This window comes from Sphingobium sp. FG125, from assembly GCF_057809795.1.
The window spans coordinates 172,104-191,712 of the sequence record NZ_JBMDKQ010000006.1 but is presented as its reverse complement, the minus strand read 5'-3'; the positions used below and the strand labels follow the sequence as shown (position 1 = coordinate 191,712).

15 protein-coding genes are annotated in these 19,609 nt (G+C 63.1%); 9 read left to right on the top strand and 6 right to left on the bottom strand.

Annotation, left to right across the window (positions count from 1 at the left end; translation table 11 throughout):
• Positions 1–53 precede the first annotated feature (53 nt).
• Positions 54–1,361, top strand: coding sequence for a sugar MFS transporter (locus tag ACODSR_RS08055; RefSeq protein WP_489075368.1), 1,308 nt, complete (start codon positions 54–56; stop codon positions 1,359–1,361).
• Positions 1,362–1,453: 92 nt separating this feature from the next.
• On the opposite strand, the gene ACODSR_RS08050 is transcribed toward ACODSR_RS08055, so the two are convergent.
• A complete protein-coding gene (locus ACODSR_RS08050; RefSeq protein WP_489075366.1) occupies positions 1,454–2,218 on the bottom strand; it encodes a FadR/GntR family transcriptional regulator in 765 nt (254 codons plus the stop codon).
• A gap of 205 nt (positions 2,219–2,423) precedes the next feature.
• On the opposite strand from ACODSR_RS08050, the gene araD1 reads away from it, so the two are divergent.
• The 7 genes from araD1 to ACODSR_RS08015 all read left to right on the top strand — a co-directional run bounded on the left by araD1 (position 2,424) and on the right by ACODSR_RS08015 (position 13,812).
• The gene (araD1, locus tag ACODSR_RS08045; RefSeq protein ID WP_489075364.1) at positions 2,424–3,416 is read left to right on the top strand and encodes an AraD1 family protein; all 993 of its coding nucleotides are present in this window, start codon (positions 2,424–2,426) and stop codon (positions 3,414–3,416) included.
• Positions 3,417–3,421: 5 nt separating this feature from the next.
• A complete protein-coding gene (locus tag ACODSR_RS08040) occupies positions 3,422–4,348 on the top strand; it encodes a Gfo/Idh/MocA family protein (RefSeq protein ID WP_489075362.1) in 927 nt (308 codons plus the stop codon).
• A gap of 19 nt (positions 4,349–4,367) precedes the next feature.
• Complete coding sequence (locus ACODSR_RS08035) at positions 4,368–5,930, top strand: alpha-N-arabinofuranosidase (protein ID WP_489075360.1); 1,563 nt, start codon at positions 4,368–4,370, stop codon at positions 5,928–5,930.
• A 151-nt stretch (positions 5,931–6,081) separates the two neighbouring features.
• Positions 6,082–7,113 (top strand): arabinan endo-1,5-alpha-L-arabinosidase, encoded by a 1,032-nt coding sequence (locus ACODSR_RS08030; protein WP_489075358.1) that lies wholly within the window; start codon positions 6,082–6,084, stop codon positions 7,111–7,113.
• 22 nt (positions 7,114–7,135) lie between these two features.
• On the top strand, positions 7,136–8,563 hold the full coding sequence (locus tag ACODSR_RS08025; RefSeq protein ID WP_489075356.1) for a family 43 glycosylhydrolase: 1,428 nt from the start codon (positions 7,136–7,138) through the stop codon (positions 8,561–8,563).
• 257 nt (positions 8,564–8,820) lie between these two features.
• Entirely contained in the window at positions 8,821–11,679 is a 2,859-nt protein-coding gene (locus tag ACODSR_RS08020) for a TonB-dependent receptor (protein WP_489075354.1), read from the top strand.
• A gap of 108 nt (positions 11,680–11,787) precedes the next feature.
• The gene (locus ACODSR_RS08015; protein WP_489075352.1) at positions 11,788–13,812 is read left to right on the top strand and encodes an MGH1-like glycoside hydrolase domain-containing protein; all 2,025 of its coding nucleotides are present in this window, start codon (positions 11,788–11,790) and stop codon (positions 13,810–13,812) included.
• Between the two features lie 3 nt (positions 13,813–13,815).
• Here the strand turns inward: ACODSR_RS08015 and maiA are convergent, their stop codons facing one another.
• Genes maiA through phhA form a run of 5 tightly spaced genes read right to left on the bottom strand, consistent with a single transcriptional unit; the run spans position 13,816 to position 18,961 of the window.
• Positions 13,816–14,442: a maleylacetoacetate isomerase gene (maiA, locus tag ACODSR_RS08010; protein WP_489075350.1), complete on the bottom strand. Its 627-nt coding sequence runs from the start codon at positions 14,440–14,442 to the stop codon at positions 13,816–13,818.
• 9 nt (positions 14,443–14,451) lie between these two features.
• Entirely contained in the window at positions 14,452–15,756 is a 1,305-nt protein-coding gene (gene fahA / locus ACODSR_RS08005; protein WP_489075348.1) for a fumarylacetoacetase, read from the bottom strand.
• Positions 15,753–17,024: a homogentisate 1,2-dioxygenase gene (hmgA, locus tag ACODSR_RS08000; protein WP_489075346.1), complete on the bottom strand. Its 1,272-nt coding sequence runs from the start codon at positions 17,022–17,024 to the stop codon at positions 15,753–15,755. The genes fahA and hmgA overlap by 4 nt, the downstream gene beginning before the upstream one ends.
• A gap of 27 nt (positions 17,025–17,051) precedes the next feature.
• Entirely contained in the window at positions 17,052–18,092 is a 1,041-nt protein-coding gene (gene hppD / locus ACODSR_RS07995; RefSeq protein WP_489075344.1) for a 4-hydroxyphenylpyruvate dioxygenase, read from the bottom strand.
• Positions 18,089–18,961 carry a phenylalanine 4-monooxygenase gene (gene phhA / locus ACODSR_RS07990; RefSeq protein WP_489075342.1) on the bottom strand — a complete coding sequence of 291 codons (873 nt, stop codon included), beginning with the start codon at positions 18,959–18,961 and terminating at the stop codon, positions 18,089–18,091. The genes hppD and phhA overlap by 4 nt, the downstream gene beginning before the upstream one ends.
• 94 nt (positions 18,962–19,055) lie before the next feature.
• Between phhA and ACODSR_RS07985 the strand changes: the two genes are divergently transcribed.
• Positions 19,056–19,532: an Lrp/AsnC family transcriptional regulator gene (locus ACODSR_RS07985; RefSeq protein ID WP_489075340.1), complete on the top strand. Its 477-nt coding sequence runs from the start codon at positions 19,056–19,058 to the stop codon at positions 19,530–19,532.
• Positions 19,533–19,609: the final 77 nt, after the last annotated feature.

Sequence of the window (19,609 nt, the reverse complement as noted above, 5' to 3'; positions counted from 1 at the left end):
GATGCAACCCCTCAAGCGGCTGTGCCGCACTGGAATTTTACGGAGACGGATGAATGGCAGGACCAGTTTCCTCGACCGCCGCGCCAACGGTGACGCATAATCCCGGCACGCGCTACGGCCCGGCGCTTGGCCTGCTGGCCAGCCTGTTTTTCATGTGGGGCTTCATCACCGTCATCAACAATACGCTGCTGCCGCATCTGCGCAGCGTGTTTGACCTGAGCTACACCCAGACGACGCTGATCGAATCGGTCTGGTTCATCGCCTATTTCTTTGCCTCCATCCCGTCTGCCAAGCTGATCGAGCGGGTCGGCTACCAGAAGTCGATGGTGATCGGGCTGCTAATCATGGCGGCGGGCGCAGCGGGTATGACGCTGGCGGCATCCATCCCTTCTTATGGTGTGACTTTGGTCATGCTGTTCGTCATCGCCAGTGGCATCACTTTGTTGCAGGTCGCGGCCAACCCCTATGTCGCGGTGGTCGGCAAGCCCGAAACCGCCTCATCACGCCTCAATCTGGTGCAGGCGATGAATTCGGCGGGCACGATGCTGGCGCCTTTGTTCGGCGCCTATCTGATCCTGGGCCGGTCGAAGGGCGGCACGGCGCAGGGCGATGTCGTCCTCACGCAAGCCGAACGTCTGGCCGACGCGCAGTCGGTGATCCTGCCCTACATCATCGTTGCCGTCATTTTAGTGGTGCTGGCCGTCATCATCGCCCGTTTCCCCCTGCCCGCCATGGGCAATGCGACGTCGCGCCACAGCAAGGAGGAGCGCAAGAAGCACTCGCTCTGGGCGCATCGCAATCTGGTGTTCGGCATCCCCGCAATCTTCATCTATCTGATCGCGGAAATCGGCGTCGCCAACCTGTTCGTCAATTTCGTCAGCCAGCCCGACATCGCCAATCTGACCCATGAACAGGCAGGCAATTATCTCAGCCTGTTGTGGGGCGGGATGATGGTTGGCCGTTTTGCTGGCTCTGCGATCATGCAGAAATTCGATGCTGGCCATGTGCTGGCCGCCTTCTCGATCGGTGCGTTCATCGTCATGCTGGTGACGGTGTTCACCACCGGGCCGATGGCGATGTGGGCGCTGATCCTTGTCGGCCTGTTCCACTCGATCATGTTCCCCACCATCTTCACGCTGGGGATCAAGGGGCTTGGGCCGCTGACCGAGGAAGGCTCCGGCCTGCTGATCATGGCGATCGCCGGTGGCGCGCTGGTGGTGGTGCAGGGCAAGCTGGCGGACGAATATGGCCTGCAATGGTCGTTCCTGCTGACCGCGGCGTGCGAACTCTACATCCTGTTCTACGCGCTATGGGGATCGAAAGTGACCCATGCGCTGCCCGACCAGCCGGTCACGGAATAAGCGGAATAAAGCCGAGGGTCGCACTTCGGAAAAAAGGCCGGAGCGGGATAACCTGCTCCGGCCTTTTTCATTTCTCCCTTTGTAGCGGAGGATTATCCCCCCATTGCGCTGGCCGTGTCCTCCAGCGCCAGATCGACCAGCACGCCCATCGCCTCCGCTGCTGCTGCTGCATCCCCCGCGACGATCGCGTCGAACACGCGGACATGGTCGGGGATCGGGTTGCGCGGCAGGGCGCGGGCGCGCTGCTTATATTGGGTGGTCCAGTTGACCGCCGCGCCGATGCTGGCGGACAGGACCTGGAGCGCGTCGTTGCGGGTCGCGTCGAGGATCGCATTGTGGAAATCGCGGTCCGCCGCCCTGCCCAGATCGGTCGCCAGCGTATGGCGGCGCATCGCGGCCAGCGCATCCTTCATGATCTTGATGTCATTCCTGTCACGCCGCTGCGCCGCCAGCCGGGCAGCGGCCGGTTCGACGATCGCGCGCAGTTCGAACAGGTCGCGCACGAACTGGATGTCCGGCTCCCCGGCAAACGCCCAAGCCAGCACTTCTGGGTCAAGCAGGTTCCAGCGATTGCGCGGCAGCACCCGTGTTCCGGCCTTGGGGCGACTTTCGACCAGTCCCTTGGCGGTCAGAACCTGGATCGCCTCCCGATAGGCGCTGCGCGACACGTCCAGTTCCTCGGCAAAGGCGACTTCGCCCGACAGGACATCGCCCGGCGCATATTGGCCAGACAAGATTGCCGTGCCCAGCTTGTGCGCGATGGCCCCGTGCAATCGCCTGCCCGGCCCGCGTGCCACCTTGGCCGAACCGCCATTTTCCGCGGCTTGCGCATCTGCTGACGGCTTATCCTGTCCCATTCCGGCTCCTCTCACCTTGCGCCTATCAGGCTTGGATCGGTGTAGAATAGAAGCATTGCCATTACCATCATCCTGTAATATGTCGGAGTAATTGAAAGAGTCATCGTGCAAGCATCGCTGTTTTCAGCAGCCGCCTGAGCGCGTGATCACTCGTCATTCAGGATCAGCCAGCGCCGCGAACGGCGTGCGGGAGGAGAGTTTTTTCATGACATTGCGCCTGTTGCAGCATCGTGCCCCCAGCGGCGTCCGCTCCGTTATCGCGGCGCAGGGCGATGCCGCCCATATCGTGCCGGGCTATGCCAGCATCCGCGCGCTGGCGCTCGACGCCATTGCCCGTGGCATCAGCCTGAGCGCCGCGGTCGAAGCGGCCGGCACGGGCGATGCGATCGACATTGCAGCCGCCTTTGCGGCAGGCGAATTGCTGGCGCCGATCGACCATGAAGATGACGCGCATGTTCAGCTGACCGGCACGGGCCTGACCCATCTTGGCTCCGCCGAAGGACGCGACAAAATGCACCGGGAAGCAGCAACGGTCGAAACGCAGACCGATTCGATGCGCATGTTCCTGGAAGGGCTGGAGGGTGGCAAGCCTGCGCCGGGCGCGGTCGGCCAGCAGCCCGAATGGTTTTACAAGGGCGACGGGTCGCAGCTGGTCGGACCGGGCGAACCGCTGGCCATGCCCGCCTTTGCCAAGGATGGCGGCGAGGAGCCGGAAATTGCGGGCATCTACATTATCGGCGATGATGGCCAGCCCTATCGGCTTGGACTGGCGCTCGCCAACGAGTTTAGCGACCATGTGACCGAGCGGCACAATTATCTCTGGCTCGCCCATTCCAAGCTGCGGCAGGCCGCGCTTGGCCCGGAATTGCTGGTCGGCACGCCGCCGGAACATATCGAGGGCGCGAGCCGCATCCTGCGTGATGGCGCGACGATCTGGGAAAAGCCGTTCCTGTCGGGCGAGGGCAATATGTCGCACAGCTTTGCCAATCTGGAACATCATCATTTCAAATATGATCTGTTCCGCCGCCCCGGCGACGTTCATGTCCATTTCTTCGGCACCGCGACGCTCTCCTTCAGCGACGGCATCGCGACGCAGGAAGGCGATGTGTTTGAAATCACCGCCGCGCCCTTCACCCTGCCGGTGCGCAATCCGTTGCAGCGCGCAGAACCAGTCGAAGTGGTCATTCAGGCGCTCTGATCCCCATGGACCCGATCCGTATTGCGATCGTTGGCATCGGCAAGATTGCGCGCGACCAGCATGTCCCGGCGATCCGGGGCAACAACGCCTTCAGCCTGGCCGCGACCGTCAGCCCGCATGATGCCGGGCTGGACGGGGTGCCGCATCTGGCCAGTCTGGATGCGCTGCTGCGCGATGGCCCGGCGGTGGATGCAATCGCGCTCTGCACCCCGCCCCAGGTCCGTTATGATCTGGCGGCGCAGGCGCTGGGGCGCGGTGTGCATCTATTTCTGGAAAAGCCGCCCGGCGCGACGCTGGCCGAGGTGGGCGCATTGCAGGCGCAGGCAGACAAGGTTGGCGTTTCCCTGTTTGCCGCCTGGCACAGCCGCTTTGCCGCTGGCGTCGCCCCGGCGCGCGCCTGGCTGGCCGAGCGCAAAATCCAGAGCGTGTCGATCGTCTGGCGGGAGGATGTGCGCGTATGGCATCCGGGTCAGGCATGGATCTGGCAGCCGGGCGGATTGGGCGTATTCGATCCGGGCATCAATGCGCTGTCGATCGTCACCCATATCTTGCCGCGCCCCTTCTTCCTGAAGGACGCGACGCTGACCCTGCCGGACAATCGCGCCGCGCCAATCGCGGCGGACCTGCATTTTCGCGATACCGGGGGCGCGCCCATTCACATGGATCTCGACTGGCGGCAGACCGGGCCGCAAAGCTGGGACATTGTCGTTGAAACCGACGCGGGGACGCTCAAATTGTCGCAGGGGGGCGCAGTGCTGCACCTGCCCAGCGGCACCGAACATGGCGAAGATGTCGAATATCCCGGTCTCTACAGCCGCTTTGCCGCGCTGATCCGGGGCGGACGATCGGACGTCGATACCGATCCGCTGCGGCTGGTTGCCGACGCTTTCCTGCGCGGACGGCGCGAGACCACAGACGCATTTCACGATTAAGATCATAGGAGAGGACGACATGATCAAAGCCCTGCGCCGCACCACGGCTGCGCTGCTGCTCTGCGCTACTGCGCTGACCACCAGCGCCCAGGCCGACACCGGCGGCAAGCCCACGACCGCGACGATCAACGCCGCCACCCCCGGCCCGGTCTATGACAAGCGCATCTTCACCCAGTTCGCCGAACATCTGGGCAATGGCATTTATGGCGGGCTGTGGGTCGGCAATGACAAGGCGATCCCCAACACCAACGGCTTCCGCAACGATGTGATTGCGGCGCTGCGCAACCTGTCGGTTCCCGTGGTGCGCTGGCCGGGCGGCTGCTTTGCCGACGAATATCATTGGCGGGAAGGCATTGGCGGCAAATCCAAGCGCCCGGTCAAGATCAACACCCATTGGGGCGGCGTGACCGAGCCGAACACGGTCGGCACCCATGAATTTTTCGAGCTGGTCCGACAGATCGGCGCGGAGGCCTATGTTGCGGGCAATGTCGGCAATGGCACCCCGCAGGAAATGGCCGAATGGGTCGAATATATGACCTCGCCCGCCGGCACGCTGGCCGACGAACGGGCGAAGAACGGACATAAGGAGCCGTGGGCGGTCCCCTATTTCGGCGTGGGTAATGAATTGTGGGGCTGTGGCGGCAATATGCGCGCCGAATATGCCGCCGACCTCACCCGCCGCTACGCTACCTTCATCAAGGCACCGCGTGGCACCAAGATCATGAAGATCGCGGCGGGTGCCAATGTCGATGATTATAACTGGACAGAGACGATGATGAAGGTGGCGAGCGGTCAGCTCGACGCGCTGTCGCTCCATTATTACACCATCCCCGGCTCCTGGCCGCCGCGTGCCTCCTCGACCGTGTTTGATGAAGCGGGCTGGGCCAACACCCTGGCCGAAGCGCTGCGCATGGACGACCTCATCACCAAGCATAGCGCGATCATGGACAAATATGATCCGGCCAAGAAGATCTGGCTGGCGGTCGATGAATGGGGCACCTGGTATGCCGATGATCCGGGCACGCATCCTGGCTTCCTGCGTCAACAGAATACGCTGCGCGATGCGCTGGTCGCGTCGGTCCATCTCGACATTTTCGCGCGTCATGCCGACCGGGTGAAGATGACCGCCATCGCCCAGATGGTGAATGTGTTGCAGGCGATGATCCTGACCGACGGTAAGAAAATGGCGCTGACGCCGACCTATCATGTGTTTGAAATGTACAAACCCTGGCAGGACGCGACCGTATTGCCGATCAGCATCGACACCCCTTGGTATAACAAGGATAAATGGTCGATGCCCTCGGTCAGCGGATCGGCAGTGCGGGGTAAGGATGGCAAGGTCCATGTCGGCCTGTCCAACCTGGACCCGAACCAGCCCAACACGGTCACGGTCAAGCTGGATGGCCTGAATGCCGCAAGCGTCACGGGCCGCATCCTGACGGCGGGCGCGATCAACGCGCATAATACATTCGATGCGCCCGACACCGTCAAGCCCGTGGCCTTCACCGGCGCGCAAGTCAGCGGTGGGACTCTCAGCGTCACATTGCCGCCCAAGTCGGTCGTGGTGCTGGAGTTGCAGTAAAAGTCTGGAGCGGGCGGACATTAGAAGAACCGCCGCCCGCTCCTGCCCGCCTGAAATAACGTGCTCCCGCGCAGGCGGGAGCCTAGTCGAAACCGTGGAGCTGGACTCCCGCCTGCGCGGGAGCACGGAGCCTAATATGGGAGAGGCCTGCATGAGGCGACCGACGATCATGGCATGGCTGGGCATCGCCCTCCTCGCCGCCCCTGCCTGCGCCCAGCCGCCCGCTTCACAGCCGCGCGACACGCTCAACAGCCGCCTGACCGGCGACCTCACGCCCACCCATGATCCGGTCATCATCCGGCAGGGCGACATCTATCATGTGTTCAGCACCGGCCATGGCAAGCGGCTGATCGAGACGCGCACCTCGCCCGACCTTATTCACTGGACCGCAGGCGCACCGATCTTCACCGCGCTGCCCGACTGGGCCAAACAAGCAATACCCGGCAGCGACGGCATGTGGGCGCCCGACATCAGTTTCGTGGATGGCCGCTATCGCCTCTATTATTCGGTCTCTACCTTCGGATCGAACCGATCGGCGATTGGTCTTGCCACCAGTCCGACGCTGGACCCCAAAGCCCCCGACTATCAGTGGCGGGACGAAGGGCTGGTCGTCATGTCCAACAAGAGCGACGATTTTAACGCGATCGACCCCAATTTCATCATCGACCGCGAAGGCCGCCACTGGCTCTCGCTGGGCAGCTTCTGGACGGGCCTCAAACTGTTCGAGCTGGACCCCAAAAGCGGCAAGCCCAAAGATCCCAAGGCCAAGCCGGTCGCCATCGCCCGCCGCCCTGCCCCCGCCGGTGGCCCGGCCCCGGTCGAAGCCCCCTTCATCATCGACCATGGCGGCTATTATTGGCTGATGGCCTCCTATGATTATTGCTGCAAGGGCGCGGCCAGCACCTACTACACCGTGATCGGCCGGTCGAAGGCGATCACCGGTCCCTATCTGGGCAAGGATGGCAGCCCGATGCTGGAGGGCGGCGGCAGCATCTTCCTGCGTGCCGACCTTCAGGAGCAGCAACGCTTCCGTGGTCCCGGCCATGCGGGCTGGCTGCATGACAAGGACGGCCAGGATTATGTCGTCTATCACGCTTATGACAAACAAGTGAACGGCACCCCCACCCTGCGGATCGCGCCGGTCCGCTGGGGCGCGGATGGCTGGCCGCAAGCCGATTATTGATGCACCGACCGGAGAGAATGACATGAATTTCACCCTGTCCCGCCGTGGCTTCATTGCCAGCAGCGCCGCCCTGTCCGCCGTGCCGATGATGGCACGCGCCAAGGTCGCCGACGCACCCGTCGCCGGCCCGCAAAACCCGCTCGTCAAACAGCGCGCCGACGCGCAGGTTTTCCGTCATGACGATGGCTATTATTATCTGACCGGCTCCGTACCCGAATATGACCGGCTGGTGCTGCGCCGGTCCAGGACGATCGCGGGACTGACGACCGCCACCGAAGCGGTGCTGTGGCGGCATGAAAAGACCGGCCCCTTGTCCGGCTTCATCTGGGCACCCGAACTGCACCAGATCAATGGCCAGTGGATCATGTATTTTGCCGCCGGTCCCAGCGGTGGGGGCGAGGATGTGTTCCGCATCCGCACCTATGCGGTGCTGTGCGACGGGCCGGACCCGATAACTGGCAAGTGGAGCCTGCTCGGCCAATTCCAGGCACCCTGGGATAGTTTCAACCTCGATTCGACCAGCTTCGTTCACAAGGGCCAGCGCTATTTCGCCTGGGCGCAGCGCGAACCGGGGATCGAGACGAACAGTAACCTGTACATAGCAAAGCTCGAATCGCCGCTGAAGCTGGCGGGCAAGGCGACCCGCCTGACCGTGCCGACGCTCGACTGGGAAATTCGCGGCTACAAGGTCGCCGAAGCGCCCGCCATCCTGCACCGCAATGGCCGCCTGTTCATGACCTATTCGGCCAGCGCCACCGACGCGCGCTATTGTCTGGGGATGCTGACCGCGGACGAAAATGCCGACCTGCTCGACGCCAATAGCTGGTCCAAATCGCCCCAGCCGGTTTTCACAACGTGCAGGGAAACCAGCGTGTTCGGTCCCGGTCACAACAGCTTCACCGTGGATGAGCAGGGCCGCGACATATTGGTCTATCATGGCCGCGATTATGAGGCGATCCAGGGCGATCCGCTGTTTAACCCGGACCGCCATACCCGCGTCCAGCGCCTCTATTACACCGCCGATGGCACCCCCGATTTCGGCGTGCCGGTGGGCAATGGCCCGCTGCCCGAACGCTTTGCGTCGGTCGCGGACGCCAAGCTGCTGCTGGCGCACGACGGCACCCGTCTGATCGCGGGCAACCCCGCTCTGGCCCAGACCCAGTTCCGCCAGACACCTGGCCGCGCCGGGCCGCAAAGCGTCATGCTGTCCCCGATCCTGATGCCCGGCCATTATCTGGTCGCGGGCAAGGACGGGGCGGTCACGCTGGAACCCGACAGCAAAAGCGCTGATTTTGCGCTGCGCAGCCAGTTTGTCCGCCTGACCGACGCCCGGCACGACACTGTCCGCTTCGCCGCCATCGCTACGCCGGGCAAGGCGATCGGCGTCGCCAATGGCCAGATTCGTCTGGTCCGCAGCCGTGACGCTGCGGCACGCTGGCACGCCGACTGATACCGGCTCACCTGCTCTGACAAATAGATAGCCACAAGGGCCGGCCATCGATAGATGGTCGGCCCTTCGCCTGCCCATCCTTCGCGCAAGAAGCGCCCGGAACGTCGCGCCCTCTAGCCTGCGGCAATAATGTCACGGCGCGACCGCCTTTGTAGGCCGCATCCACAAAATTTCGCTTGCACTCCATTTGTCGGAGCAATAATTAGTCTGAGTAATTGAGGCATGGCGAATGGGCCAGCCGCAGGGGAGGATTTGAAATGGCACGTCGGCCGATCGCATTATGTTCCGCATCCATGTTCGCGCTGATGCTGGGCGCCACCGCCCAGGCGCAGACCAGCCCCGCACCCCAGATCGCCGCAGAGGATGACGCGGCCGACATCGTCGTCACCGGCGTGCGCGCCTCGATGATCGGCGCGATCAACGTCCGTAAGGAATCGGTCCAGATCGTCGATTCGATCGTCGCCGAAGATGTCGGCAAGTTGCCCGACAATAATGTCATCGAAGCGCTCCAGCGCGTCACCGGCATTCAGGTCACCAACCGCACCGGCGGCGAAGCGGGCGCGATTTCGATCCGCGGCCTGCCCGATGCGCTGACCACCTTGAACGGTCGCAACATCTTCACCGCGTCCGGTCAGGCGTTCGCGCTTCAGGATCTGTCGGCCAACCTGATCCGTCAGGTTGATGTGTACAAGACCCGCGCCGCCGAACAGATTGAAACCGGTCTGGCTGGCCAGATCGACGTCAAGACCCGCCGCCCCTTCGACTTCGACGGCTTTGCCCTGTCGGCGCTGGCGCGCGGCATCTATAATGAAGAAGCCGACACCTATAATCCCAACGCCGCGCTGCTGATCAGCAACCGCTGGGAAACCGGCATCGGCGACATCGGCATCCTCATCAACGGCAGCTATACCCGCACCAAGTTCCGCGACATGACGACGACTGCGGGCGCGATGGTGCCGTTCCTCACGGAAGGCAATCTGCCCAGCGTCAGCCCGAACCATACCTGCGGTGGCACTCCCAATCCATTCGTGCCGCTGGAACGCATCCAGCCCGGCGATTGCCGTGCGCCCGGCCAAACTATCTGGCAGCCCGGTCAGGAACGCGGTCTTTCATCAGCCGCCGGTTCGACGCTGCCCATCAACGGCATCAACGTCCCCTATTATCTCTCGCGCGACGCGATTTTCAGCTCCGACCTGTACGGCAAGCGGGAACGCCCCGCGTTCAACGTTGCGGTCCAGTGGGCACCCAATGACAGTTCGGAATATACCGCCGAAATGTTCTACAACGGGTTCAAGGGCAACACCTTCAACTCGTTGCAGTTCAGCTTCGCCGACTGGTGGGGCAGCCTGGGTCCGAACCCCGGTTCGACCTTCGAGCTGTATGACGGCACCAACATCATCAAGTCGCGCCGCGCGGGCGACGTGTTCGGCTTCAACAGCGGCGATTTTGCCACCAACAAGACCGACTCCTACGTCTATGCGCTGAACGGCAAGTGGAATGTCGGCGAAGGCGGCAAGATCGTCGCCGACCTCGCCTATCAGAGCAGCACCAACAAGACGTCCTTCATCGCGATGCGCACCACCCGCGTCGCCAAGGCGATCGACGTCGACTTCAACGCCGGTGGCGGCATCCCCTCCTATCATTTCGATGATGACGCGCTGCTGGCGGACCCCGCCCAGTGGACCATCGGCGAGTTTTACGACAACGCCAACAAGTCGAAGGGCAGCGCGCTGACCTTCATGCTCGACGGCGATTATGAGTGGGACGAAGGCTTCATCCGCAAGATCAGCGGCGGCTTCCGTTACGACGATCGCAAGGCGCGCGATTCGGTGCGCACGCAGGATGCCGGCGGCCTGGGCGCGAACCTGTCCACCCTGCCCGCCGAAGCATTGTTCACCAACAGCGGCTTTTATGATGGCCGCGCCGACATTCCGACCAGCTGGGTGCTGCCCAGCGGCTACTGGCTGTCGAAAAATGCCGACACCATCCGTCAGCTCTACAAGAATGATCCGCGCTATGCCGACCGCATCCTGCTGTCGGACCAGATGACGATGACCGATGTGTTCGACATCAACGAAGTCACGCTGGCCGCCTATATGCAGGCTGACGCCGAAGTCTCGATCTTCGGTCGCCCGCTCCAGTTGCAGGCGGGTGTGCGCTTCGTTGCGGTCGATACCAATTTCACCTTCGTCGATCGCTACAGCAATCCGCCGCTGGTGACGCAGGCGGCATCAGGCACGCAGCGCTTCCTGCCCAGCTTTACCGCGCGCTACGAGATTTTCGACAATCTGCGCCTGCGCTTCAACTATGGTGAAACACTGCGTCGTCCGGCCTTTGCCGACCTCAACCCCAATTATACGCTGACCGGCGACCTGACCAATGTTGGTTACGGCACCGGCGGGCGCGGCAATCCGGGGCTGCGGCCGACCACGTCAAAGAATTTCGACTTGGCGGCGGAATGGTATTTCGAACGCAGCAGCGCGATCTATGCCACCCTGTTCCGTCGTGAAATTGACGGGCTGGTGGTGCCGATCACCTCGCTGACCGCGGTGCCGGGTTCGGGCCTCAACACCAACAGCTTCCTCATCACCCGACCGGAAAATGCATCCAAGGGCGTGGAACTGGGGCTGACCTATTTCCCGACCTATTTGCCTGGGCCGCTGAAAGGTCTGGGGTTCCAGGGCAGCCTGACGATCCTCGATTCCAAGCAGAATATCCCGCTGGTCGACATCAACGGCAACGTCACCGGCCAGACCAGCTCATCCTTCTTCGGCGTGTCCGACATGAGCTATAACGCCACGCTCGCCTATGAACGTGGACCGATCGGCGCGCGTCTGTCCTATGTCTGGCGCAAGGAATTTCTGGCCAATAACGAAGCACGCCTGTTCGCCAACCCGATCGGCGTATGGCGCGCGCCGGAAAAGAGCCTGGACTTCCAGTTGACCGCCAAGGTCACCGAACGCCTGGGCCTGACCTTCGACGCGGTCAACCTGACCCGGTCGAAGATGCAGACCTATTACAAGTTTGAAGATGTGGGCGGCCCGGAACAGTTTAACCTGGGCACCACCCTGCTGGCGCGCACCTTCGCTCTGGGTGTCCGCTACAGCTTCAATTAAGCGCCCCGTGGGACGCGGCGTCCCCTCGCCGCCTTCCATGTCTGGCGGTCGTTCCGGGTCTCTCTCCAACCCCGGAACGACCGCCATATTTGTTTTGCGGAGGATGCGATGCGCGCGATGACGATGCTGTTGCTGGCCGGGGCCGCGATGGTCGGCATCGGGGCCGCGCCGCCTCCGCCGACTATGGACACAGCCGCGATCGCCACTCGGCACTTTGGCAATGACGCGCCCTGGTATCGCGATCGCATCCCCTATTTTGAGTCCGCCGACCCGAAACTCGACGCGGTCTATTATTATCGCTGGCAGCTTTATCGTGCGCATCAGCGTGATCTGGGCGCGGACGGCTATATCTCGACCGAGTTTCTGGACGATGTCGACTGGCAGCGCCACCCCTTTGCCAGCCTGAACGACGCCACCGGCTTTCATCTGGGCGAGGGGCGCTGGCTCAATGACCGGCGCTTTGCCGACGATTATATCAACTTCATGTATCGCAGCGGCGGGAACGATCGGCATTTCACCGATCATATGGCGGACGCGGTCTGGGGCCGCTATCTGGTCGATGGCGACCGGGCCGGGGCGGTGCGGCACCTGCCGGTCATGAACCACATCTACCGGCTGTGGGACGACAAATATGACTTCGACAAGGGGCTATATTTCGTCGAGCCGCTGCTGGACGCGACCGAATATACCATCTCCTCGATCGACGCATCGGGCGGCAAGGACGGGTTCCGGGGCGGCGACGCCTTCCGCCCCTCGGTCAACGCCTATATGGTCGCCAATGCCCGCGCGATCGCGAAGATGGCGACGCTGACCGGCGACGCCGCCATGGCCGCCGCCTACACCGCCCGTGCCGACACGCTGCAACAGCGGATATTGGCCGACCTGTGGAGCGACAGGCTCAGCCATTTCATCGACCGGCATCAGTCGCGCAAGAATGCATTTGTCAGCTACTGGCAGCCGATCCGCAACCGGGAACTGGTCGGCTATCTGCCCTGGATGTTCGACATCGTGCCCGATGATGCGAAATATGCCGCCGCCTGGGCGCATCTGCTCGATCCGGCGTCGCTGGCAGGCAAGGCAGGGATGCGCACCGTCGAGGCCAGCTACGAATATTATATGCAGCAATATCGCTATCTGGGCAAAGACCCCGAATGTCAGTGGAACGGTCCCATCTGGCCCTATCAGACGACGCAGGTGCTGCATGGCATGGCCAATCTGCTGGACCATAGCACCCATACCGGCCCGATCACGCGCAGCACTTATATGCGGCTGCTGCGTCAATATGCCGCGCTCCATTATCAGGGGGACAAGCTCGATCTGGAGGAGGATTATCACCCCGAAACCGGCCGGCCGATCGTCGGACTGGACCGCAGCCACCATTATTTCCATTCCGGTTTCAATGACCTGATCCTGATCGGCCTGGTCGGAATCCGCCCCCGCGCCGACAATGTGCTGGAGGTCAATCCGCTGCTGCCTGATGCCGCCGACAGCCAGGCGGTCGGCTGGTTCCGGGTGCAGGACATTCCCTATCATGGCCACCGGATCGCGGTGACATGGGACGCCAATGGCAGCCATTATCGGCGCGGCAAGGGGCTGGCGGTCGAGGTGGATGGTCTGCAAGTCGCCCAGCGCGACACGCTGGGCCGTATCGAAATTCCCCTGCCCCGCGCCGCCGCCCCCACCATCGCCCGCCCGATCAACCGCGCGGTGCAGCTGGTCCGCAGCCAATTTCCGATGGGGTCGGCGTCCAGCAACAGCGACGCCGAAAATGTCCATGACGCGATTGACGGGCGGACATGGTTTTTTCCCGAACTGGCCAATGGCTGGTCGTCCGCTCCTACCCCGGCGCAGCAACATTATGCCATCGACCTTGGCCAGCCCACCGATCTCAGCCGTGCAGAACTGGCCTTCTTCGCTGATGGCCAGCGTTTCGCGGTGCCGCGCACCTATCGGCTTCAGGCGTGGATGGCCGATCGCTGGCAGGACGTCGCCACGCCCAAGGGCAGCCCGATCGCCAATGGCGTCACCCCGCTGCGCTGGCCGGTCGTGCGCACGAGCAAGGTCCGCCTGTTGCTGACCCAACCGGCGGGCAAAGCGACGCGGCTGGTCGAATTCAAGCTGTTTTCGGACTGACGCCTATTCCGCGTCGGGCTGGTTTTCCGGCGCGGCGCGGGCAAAGGCGGGGAGCGTGAGGCAGGCCGCTTCGATCGCGGGGATGCGGCCATAGTCGAAGCGCGCGCCAAAGCGGCGGGCGTTGACGAGTTGCGGCACGAGGCAGATGTCGGCCAGCGTCACCTGATCACCGAAGCAATAGGGACCGCGCCGCCCCGCGATCAGCGCCGCGCAGGCGGCCAGCCCATCCTCGATCGTCTCACGCCCCCAGCCCGTCACCTGCGCCTCATCCAGACCCAGCGCGCGGAGCCGCCGCAATATCTTCAGATTCTGCACCGGGTGAATGTCGCACGCGATCGCCAGCGCAAAGGCGCGCACAAGCGCCCGTGTGACCGGGTCGGCGGGCAGTAGCGGCGGATCCGGGTGGACCTCATCGAGATAGTCGCAAATGGCGATGCTCTGGGTCAGCACCGCACCGTCCACCTCCAGCGCGGGGACCAGCCCCTGCGGATTGAGCGCCAGATAGTCCGGTGCGCGCTGCTCGCCCAGCCGCAGTTGGTGGTAGGCATCGGCATAGGCCAAGCCTTTGAGGTTCAGCGCGATCCGTACCCGGTAGGCGGCGCTGGAGCGATAATAGCCATGCAGGATCATGCCGTCCTCCTATGCCCGTGCCGGTAGCACCTGCGCCCGGCACTCGCCAAAACCGATCGGCACAAAACCATCCGCCCGCGCGACCGCACGCAACATGACCTCATCGCCATCGGCCAGAAAGGCGCGCGTCTCGCCGGTCGGCAGGGTCAGCGGCTCCTTGCCGCCTGCCGACAATTCCATCAGGCTACCAAAGCCCTCTCGCAGCGGCGCGGAAATGGTGCCGGTGCCAAGCAGATCGCCGGGCATCAGGTTGCAGCCATTGGACGCATGGTGGGTGACGATCTGCTGCACCGTCCAATACATATTGCTGGCCGGACCATGGCTGAGCCGCATCGGCGCCATGCCCTCCGCGCGCATCGTGCCGCTGGTGAGATAGACTGCCAGCGTCAGCCCAAGCGCGCCATGCGCTTGATCGTCGGCATCGGCCAGATAGGGCAAGGGTTCAGGATCGCCGTCGGGCCGCGCTGGCTGGGCGATACGGAACGGGGCCATGGCTTCGGCGGTGACGACCCAGGGCGAGATGGTGGAATGGAAATTCTTGGCCAGGAACGGCCCAAGCGGCTGATATTCCCATGCCTGAAAATCGCGCGCAGACCAGTCGTTGAGCAAGCAGAAGCCCGCAATATGATCGGCTGCGTCGCCGATCGCGATCGGCCTTCCCAGATCATTGCCCGGCCCGACCCACACGCCCAACTCCAGCTCATAATCCAGCCGCGCTGTCGGGCCATAGACGGGACTGTCGGCATCGGGTGCCTTGCGCTGGCCGCAGGGTCGCACCAGCGCTTCACCCGACGGGCGGATCGACGAGGCCCGGCCATGATAGCCGATCGGCACATATTTATAATTGGGCAGCAGCGGATTGTCCGGGCGGAACTGGCGACCGATATTATTGGCGTGATGGATGCCGACATAGAAGTCGCTATAATCGCCGATTTGCGCGGGCAGATGCAGCGTGCAATCGCGGGCGACATGGAGATTCGAGGTGACCGTCGCCTGCATCGCCGGGTCGGAGAGCAAAGCGCTGATCGCCCGGCGCAGGCTGCGGCGTGTATCGCCCGGCAGCGCCATCAGCGCGTTGAGCGTGGGGTGGAGCAGCGTGTCGCCGCCCTCTTCGATCAATCCTTCACCAGCGCAGCCCGCGAGATCGAGGATCATGTCACCAATCGCCGTGCCGATGCGTGGCTCGCCGCCAGCGGGCGAAAAGACGCCATAGGGCAGGTTCTGGATCGGGAAATCACCATGACCCTGCGCGCTCTCGACCCAACTGGTCCGCGCCGAATCATGCGTCTCGTCGGTCGTCCACCAGCGCGTCATGGCAGCTGCGCCTTGGGGAAGCCCTGCCAGCAGGCGTCATAATCACCCTGCAACAAGGGCGTTTCCATCGCCCAGCGGGTCGGCCGGAACGGCATACGGCTCTCGATCATGAACGCCATCATGTCTTCTATCCTTTGGGGCGACAGGTCGGCATCCACCGCCTTGCGCCAGCTATCGACGTCCGGCCCATGGCCCGACATGCTGTTGTGGAGACTGCCCCCGCCGGGCGCGAAGCCGTCCGCCTTGGCATCATATTGGCCCTGGAGCAGACCCATATATTCGCTCATCACATTGCGGTGGAACCAGGGCGGGCGGAACGTATCCTCCGCCACCATCCAGCGCGGCGGGAAGATGACGAAATCGACATTGGCGGTGCCAGGCATATCGCTGGGGCTGGTCAGCACGGTGAAGATCGACGGATCGGGATGGTCGTAACTGACCGTGCCGATCGTGTTGAAGCGGGTCAGGTCATACCGACAGGGCGTCAGATTGCCGTGCCAGGCGACGACATCGAACGGGCTGTGATCCAGATCGGTGACCCAGAGCGTGCCGCCATATTTCTGCACGATCTGCGTCGGGCGCTCGACATCTTCATAGGCGGCAACCGGTGCCTCGAAATCGCGGGCGTTGGCGAGGCCGTTGGAGCCGATCGGTCCAAGGTCCGGCAGGCGAAACGGCTGCCCGTGATTTTCGCAGACATAGCCGCACGCCGCGCCGTCGGGCAGTTCAACGCGAAAGCGCACCCCGCGCGGGATCAGCGCGACCTGCAACGGCGCAACCTCCAGCACCCCCATCTCGGTAACGATGCGCAGGCGCCCCTGCTGCGGCAGGATCAGCATCTCGCCATCAGCGCTGAAAAAGGCGCGATCGACCATCGACGCGCTGGCGGCATAGAGATGCACCGCGCAGCCCGTCCCCGCACCGATGTCGCCATTACTCGCGACGGTGATCAACCCATCGACAAAATCCACCCCTGCCCCGGCGGCTGGCGGCGGGTTCCAGCGCAGTCGGTTGGGCGTGTCGACCTGCCCCGACGCGATCAGCGTTTCGCGCGCATAGGGCCGGAACGGCGGATGCCCGGCACTGGGCCGCAGCCGGTAGAGCCAGCTGCGCCGGTTTTCGTGACGCGGCGCGGTGAAGGCGGTGCCGGACAATTGCTCGGCATAGAGGCCGAACGGCACGCGCTGCGGCGAATTGCGCCCGGCCGGCAACGCCCCGGCCACCGCCTCGCTCACATGATGATTGCCCCAGCCGGGGAGGTAATGCATGTCGATCCTCTCCTCGCGTCTCTTATGTCAGGCGTCGACGCTCACCACCCCGCGCCGTATCTGGTCCAGTTCGATACTCTCGAACAAGGCCTGGAAATTACCGTTGCCAAAGCCTTCATTGCCCTTGCGCTGGATGATCTCGAAAAAGATCGGCCCGAACATCGGCTCGGTAAAGATTTGAAGCAACAGCCCTTCGCTTTCGACATCGCCGTCGATCAGGATGCGGTTCGCGCGCAACCGTTCCAAATCCTCGCCATGGCCCGGCACGCGTTTGTCGACCAGTTCATAATAGGTCTCGATCGTGTCCTGCAACCGCACCCCGCGCGCCCGCAGTTTTTCGACCGTGGCGTAGATATCGTCGGTGGTCAGCGCGAGGTGCTGGATGCCTTCACCATGATAGTCGCGGATGAATTCCTCGATCTGGCTATTGTCATCCTTGCTTTCGTTGAGCGGGATGCGGATCGCCTTGTCCGGTGCGATCATCGCCTGGCTGGTCAGGCCCGTCGCCTTGCCCTCAATATCAAAGAATTTCTGTTCCTCGAACCCGAACAAGGTGCGGTAAAATTCGCTCCATACCCGCATCTGCCCGCGCCGGACATTATGGGTCAGATGGTCGAGCAGGTCGAGGCCGACATTGTTGCGCGCCTCCGCCTCGCGCCAGCCGGGAAACTCGGCCCAGTTGGCATAGGGATCACCCCCGTCCGGCATGAAATAGAGGTACGCGCCGCCAATCCCCATGATGACGGTGTCATCCTCCTCGGTCGGCTGCGCGCCATTGGCCAGCGCCCATCGCAGCGCGCCCTTTGGGTCGGCAACACGGAACGCCATGGCGCTGGCCGAGGGGCCATGCATGCCGCGAAACGCCGCGACCCGACCCGCATCGTCGCGGTTGAGCATCAGGTTGATCCGCCCCTGCTTGTAGCGGGTGATATTCTTGGTCGGGTGCCGGTGGGTCGCGGTAAAGCCCAGCGCCTCGAACTGCGCAGCCATCGCTTGCGGCTCTGGCGAGGTGAATTCGACGAACTCGAAACCGTTGAGGCCCAGGGGATTGTCGGCGCTGGCAGTCATATCGGCTCCTCTTGCATTTTCTTATGGGCATAGGCCTGCGTCCCGCGGGTAAAGATGCGGTCGCCGGGCAGGATGGTGTCGGTGTTAAGATCGCTCTGCTGGTCCAGCGCGGCATAAAGCGGCGCGAAATCGGTCTCGACCGTCTGGCGCAACAGCTGGTCGAAACTGTCGATGACGAAATAGCTCTGCTGGAAATCGTCGATCTTGTAGCGGGTCCGCATCAGCCGCTGGAGATCGAACCCCAGCCGGTTGGGCGAGGGATCTTCCAGCGCGAAATGCGATTCGGCGTTGGACGACACGATCCCCGCGCCATAAAGGCGCAGGCCTTGCGGCGTGGCGATCAGCCCGAATTCGACCGTGTACCAGTAGAGCCGCGCCAGCTTCTCAATCGCGCCCAGCCCGTCGGCGCGCAGCCCGCCCTGGCCATAGGCCTGCATATAATCGGCGAACACCGGATTGGCGAGCAGCGGGACATGGCCGAATATGTCGTGAAACACGTCCGGCTCCTCCAGATAATCTTCCTGTTCCGGCGTGCGGATGAAGCGCCCGGCGGGGAAGCGGCGATTGGCGAGATGATCGAAAAATATCCGGTCCGGCACCAGCCCCGGCACCGCCACCACCTGCCACCCCGTCGCAGCCGTCAGCCGATCCGACAGCGTGTCGAAGCGCGGGATGCCCGGCTGGTCCATCCGCAATATGTCGAGGCCAGCGATGAATTCCGGCACAACCCGCCCCGGCAGCATATGCGCCTGCCGGTCGAACAATCGGTCCCACATCGCATGATCGGCCGCGCTGTAGCGGTCCCAGTCCTGCGGGATGGTCCAGTCCTCCGCGGCGTGCGCGGGATGATCGGGCGGGGTTTCGGCCATGGCGACAGCATCGCAAATCGGGCGCGAAATTGCTTTTCAAAATGACCGACTATTCGGCTATAGTTGTAACTACATTTCATAGAATTGCGATTACATGACGAAATTTATCGAACTCGACGCCCTCGATCGCCGCATCGTTACAGAGTTGCAGCGCGACGCCGCGCTCAGCAATGCAGACCTCGCTGAACGGGTCGGCAGCACCGGCCCGTCCTGCTGGCGCAGGGTGAAGGCGCTGGAGGAGGCAGGCGTGCTGCGCGGCGCGGTGCGGCTGGCCGATCCGCAATTGCTGGGGCAGGATGTCACCATCTTCTGCCATGTGCGGATGAAGGATTTTTCCGGCGACTCGATCGCCGCGTTCGAAATGTTCGTGCGCGATCATGACCAGGTGATGGAATGCTATTCCATGTCGGGCGAGTGGGATTATCTGATGCGCGTCGTCGCCTCCAACGTCGCCGATTATGAGCATTTCCTGATGCGCACCCTGCTCAAACATCCCTCCGTCGCGGGCGCATCGTCGCAATTTGCGCTGTCGGTCACCAAATATCAGACGGCGCTTCCCGTGCGCGGCTAGGCGCGCCAAAGCCCCGCCCGGCATTTTCCCCCTTGCCCCGGCGGCATTCCCATGCACAAAGAATGCCAACTGCCCCA

What these genes read in the sequence shown, in the direction of transcription:
- ACODSR_RS08055 (WP_489075368.1), top strand. Translation starts at nt 54, where the DNA reads ATGGCAGGACCAGTTTCCTCGACCGCCGCGCCAACGGTGACGCATAAT.
- ACODSR_RS08050 (WP_489075366.1), bottom strand. Translation starts at nt 2,218, where the DNA reads ATGGGACAGGATAAGCCGTCAGCAGATGCGCAAGCCGCGGAAAATGGC.
- araD1 (WP_489075364.1), top strand. Translation starts at nt 2,424, where the DNA reads ATGACATTGCGCCTGTTGCAGCATCGTGCCCCCAGCGGCGTCCGCTCC.
- ACODSR_RS08040 (WP_489075362.1), top strand. Translation starts at nt 3,422, where the DNA reads ATGGACCCGATCCGTATTGCGATCGTTGGCATCGGCAAGATTGCGCGC.
- ACODSR_RS08035 (WP_489075360.1), top strand. Translation starts at nt 4,368, where the DNA reads ATGATCAAAGCCCTGCGCCGCACCACGGCTGCGCTGCTGCTCTGCGCT.
- ACODSR_RS08030 (WP_489075358.1), top strand. Translation starts at nt 6,082, where the DNA reads ATGAGGCGACCGACGATCATGGCATGGCTGGGCATCGCCCTCCTCGCC.
- ACODSR_RS08025 (WP_489075356.1), top strand. Translation starts at nt 7,136, where the DNA reads ATGAATTTCACCCTGTCCCGCCGTGGCTTCATTGCCAGCAGCGCCGCC.
- ACODSR_RS08020 (WP_489075354.1), top strand. Translation starts at nt 8,821, where the DNA reads ATGGCACGTCGGCCGATCGCATTATGTTCCGCATCCATGTTCGCGCTG.
- ACODSR_RS08015 (WP_489075352.1), top strand. Translation starts at nt 11,788, where the DNA reads ATGCGCGCGATGACGATGCTGTTGCTGGCCGGGGCCGCGATGGTCGGC.
- maiA (WP_489075350.1), bottom strand. Translation starts at nt 14,442, where the DNA reads ATGATCCTGCATGGCTATTATCGCTCCAGCGCCGCCTACCGGGTACGG.
- fahA (WP_489075348.1), bottom strand. Translation starts at nt 15,756, where the DNA reads ATGACGCGCTGGTGGACGACCGACGAGACGCATGATTCGGCGCGGACC.
- hmgA (WP_489075346.1), bottom strand. Translation starts at nt 17,024, where the DNA reads ATGCATTACCTCCCCGGCTGGGGCAATCATCATGTGAGCGAGGCGGTG.
- hppD (WP_489075344.1), bottom strand. Translation starts at nt 18,092, where the DNA reads ATGACTGCCAGCGCCGACAATCCCCTGGGCCTCAACGGTTTCGAGTTC.
- phhA (WP_489075342.1), bottom strand. Translation starts at nt 18,961, where the DNA reads ATGGCCGAAACCCCGCCCGATCATCCCGCGCACGCCGCGGAGGACTGG.
- ACODSR_RS07985 (WP_489075340.1), top strand. Translation starts at nt 19,056, where the DNA reads ATGACGAAATTTATCGAACTCGACGCCCTCGATCGCCGCATCGTTACA.